Annotated in this window: 4 protein-coding genes and 1 pseudogene; all 5 read right to left on the bottom strand. The window is 54.4% G+C overall.

From position 1 onward, the window contains the following. Positions 1 to 12: 12 nt before the first annotated feature. Positions 13 to 87, bottom strand: a pseudogene (locus ACIQY3_RS34320) (hypothetical protein); the annotation flags it as partial. A gap of 220 nt (positions 88 to 307) precedes the next feature. Continuing rightward, the gene (gene rplL / locus ACIQY3_RS34315; protein ID WP_010467258.1) at positions 308 to 673 is read right to left on the bottom strand and encodes a 50S ribosomal protein L7/L12; all 366 of its coding nucleotides are present in this window, start codon (positions 671 to 673) and stop codon (positions 308 to 310) included. Positions 674 to 753: 80 nt separating this feature from the next. Continuing rightward, the gene (gene rplJ, locus ACIQY3_RS34310; RefSeq protein WP_028621539.1) at positions 754 to 1254 is read right to left on the bottom strand and encodes a 50S ribosomal protein L10; all 501 of its coding nucleotides are present in this window, start codon (positions 1252 to 1254) and stop codon (positions 754 to 756) included. Positions 1255 to 1452: 198 nt separating this feature from the next. Then, positions 1453 to 2148, bottom strand: coding sequence for a 50S ribosomal protein L1 (gene rplA / locus ACIQY3_RS34305; protein ID WP_403029112.1), 696 nt, complete (start codon positions 2146 to 2148; stop codon positions 1453 to 1455). Next, positions 2148 to 2491, bottom strand: a 344-nt coding sequence (gene rplK / locus ACIQY3_RS34300) for a 50S ribosomal protein L11 (RefSeq protein WP_403029109.1), incomplete at its 5' end; no start/stop codon positions are given. The genes rplA and rplK, both read right to left, overlap by 1 nt.

The raw sequence follows: 2491 nt of genomic DNA, 5'->3' as shown, positions 1-2491 counted from the left end.
GGCCAGGAGTTACGGCACATCCATGACGTCCGGCAACTTGCTAAAGTCCTTGCCGATAAGTTATTTCTCAGTATATGAGTAAGCCATCAGCGTTCCCCAGCTTGGTCACCTGCTTGTTTGGCCCCTCCCGACGGGAGCAGCCAGAAAATCGTGCAAACCCCATGGTTTGCTCCACCGCATCGGGTGGTTACAGCGCGTTATAGGCGACGACCGAGTCGATTGCCAATAACGGAAAAAGGCCGGTGGCAAGAGCCACCAGCCATCAGCCTTTCGCTTAACGCTCGGGCTGGAGACGCAAAGTCGATGCTTACTTCAGCTCGACTTTAGCGCCTGCTTCTTCCAGAGTGGCTTTGGCTTTGTCAGCTGCGTCTTTCGAAACAGCTTCCAGAACCATGCCAGGAGCGCCGTCAACTACAGCCTTGGCTTCTTTCAAGCCCAGACCGGTCAGTTCACGTACTGCCTTGATCACGTTAACTTTCTTCTCGCCAGCTTCCAGCAGCATGACGTTGAATTCAGTTTGTTCTTCAACAACAGCAGCGACAGCAGCTGGACCAGCGGAAGCAGCGGCAGCGGAAACGCCGAACTTCTCTTCCATGGCCTTGATCAGCTCAACGATTTCCAGAACGGATTTTTCGCCGATTGCTTCGATGATTTGGTCGTTAGTCAGAGACATGACTATAAATTCCTGTATTGGGGTGACAGCCTACGCGGCCATCGAAATAAACAATAAACGCTGAAAGGAGTCGCTCAGCCTTAGGCTGCGGCAGCTTCTTTCTGGTCGCGAAGGGCCGCCAGAGTACGAGCCAATTTGCTGGTTGCGCCTTGAATCACGCTCATCAGCTGAGAAATTGCTTCGTCACGGGTCGGCAGACTTGCCAGTACGTCGATCTGATTAGCTGCGAGGAACTTGCCCTCGAACGCAGCTGCCTTGATCTCGAACTTATCCTGACCTTTTGCGAACTCTTTGAAGATACGAGCAGCAGCGCCCGGATGTTCTTTGGAGAATGCAATCAAGGTCGGGCCAGTGAACACGTCGTTGAGCACGTCATATTGAGTGCCAGCAACGGCGCGCTTGAGCAGGGTGTTACGTACAACACGTACGTAAACGCCAGCTTCACGAGCCTCTTTACGGAGTCCGGTCATAGCGCTTACTGTCACGCCGCGGGCATCAGCCACAACAGCAGACAGGGCAACATTGGCAGCCTCGTTGACTTCAGCGACGATGGCCTTCTTGTCTTCGAGTTTAATTGCCACGGGTTTAACTCCTGCTTGTTACCGTTTCATCCAACCGGAGCCGGATGTCGTTTTGGTGTCTGATTCGGTAAGGAACCGGGAGCACCATCTGCGTAGGCTTGAGGTTTAAGACTTGCGTCGCCTACGGTCTTGGATAGCCCCCGCCAGGCAGGGACCCCAATCTTTCAATTGGCGCAATCGCTTGCGCCAACCTGTGTCTTACGCGTCGAGCGAGCCTTGGTCGATGACCAGACCTGGACCCATGGTGGTGCTCAGGGTAACGCGCTTGACGTAAATACCTTTCGAGGAAGCTGGCTTGATACGCTTCAGATCAGCGATCAGGGCTTCAACGTTTTCCTTCAGCTTGATAGCGTCGAAACCGACTTTGCCAACGGAAGTGTGGATGATGCCGTTTTTGTCGGTGCGATAACGAACCTGACCAGCCTTGGCATTTTTAACCGCGGGAGCTACGTCTGGAGTTACGGTGCCGACTTTAGGGTTAGGCATCAGACCACGTGGACCGAGGATCTGACCCAACTGACCCACAACGCGCATTGCATCCGGGGATGCGATAACTACGTCATAGTTCAGGTCGCCGCCTTTCATTTCGGCAGCCAGGTCGTCCATACCTACACGGTCAGCGCCGGCAGCCAGAGCGGCCTCAGCAGCTGGACCCTGGGTGAACACAGCAACGCGAACAGTCTTGCCAGTGCCGTGTGGCAGCACAGTAGCGCTACGAACGACCTGGTCGGATTTACGCGGGTCAACACCCAGGTTTACAGCAACGTCAAACGACTCGCTGAACTTGACAGTCGACAGCTCGGCCAGCAGAGCGGCAGCGTCTACAAAGTTGTAGGACTTGCCTGCTTCGATTTTGCCGGCGATAGCCTTTTGACGTTTGGTCAACTTAGCCATTACACACCCTCCACGTTAAGGCCCATGCAACGACAAGAACCGGCGATAGTACGCACGGCCGCGTCCATATCAGCTGCAGTCAGATCCGCGTTTTTGGTTTTCGCGATTTCTTCCAGCTGAGCACGGGTAACGGTGCCAACCTTGACAGTGTTCGGACGAGCCGAACCGCTAGTCAGACCAGCAGCTTTCTTCAGCAGAACCGAAGCAGGTGTGGATTTGGTTTCGAAAGTGAAGCTACGGTCGCTATAGACAGTGATGATCACTGGAGTCGGCAGACCAGCTTCCAGACCCTGAGTACGGGCGTTGAAAGCCTTGCAGAATTCCATGATGTTCACGCCGTGCT

It is taken from the genome of Pseudomonas sp. NPDC096950 (genome assembly GCF_044762525.1).
Lineage (GTDB): Bacteria > Pseudomonadota > Gammaproteobacteria > Pseudomonadales > Pseudomonadaceae > Aquipseudomonas.
The sequence above is the reverse complement of the archived record's forward strand: the minus strand, read 5'-3'. Positions and strand labels throughout refer to the sequence as shown.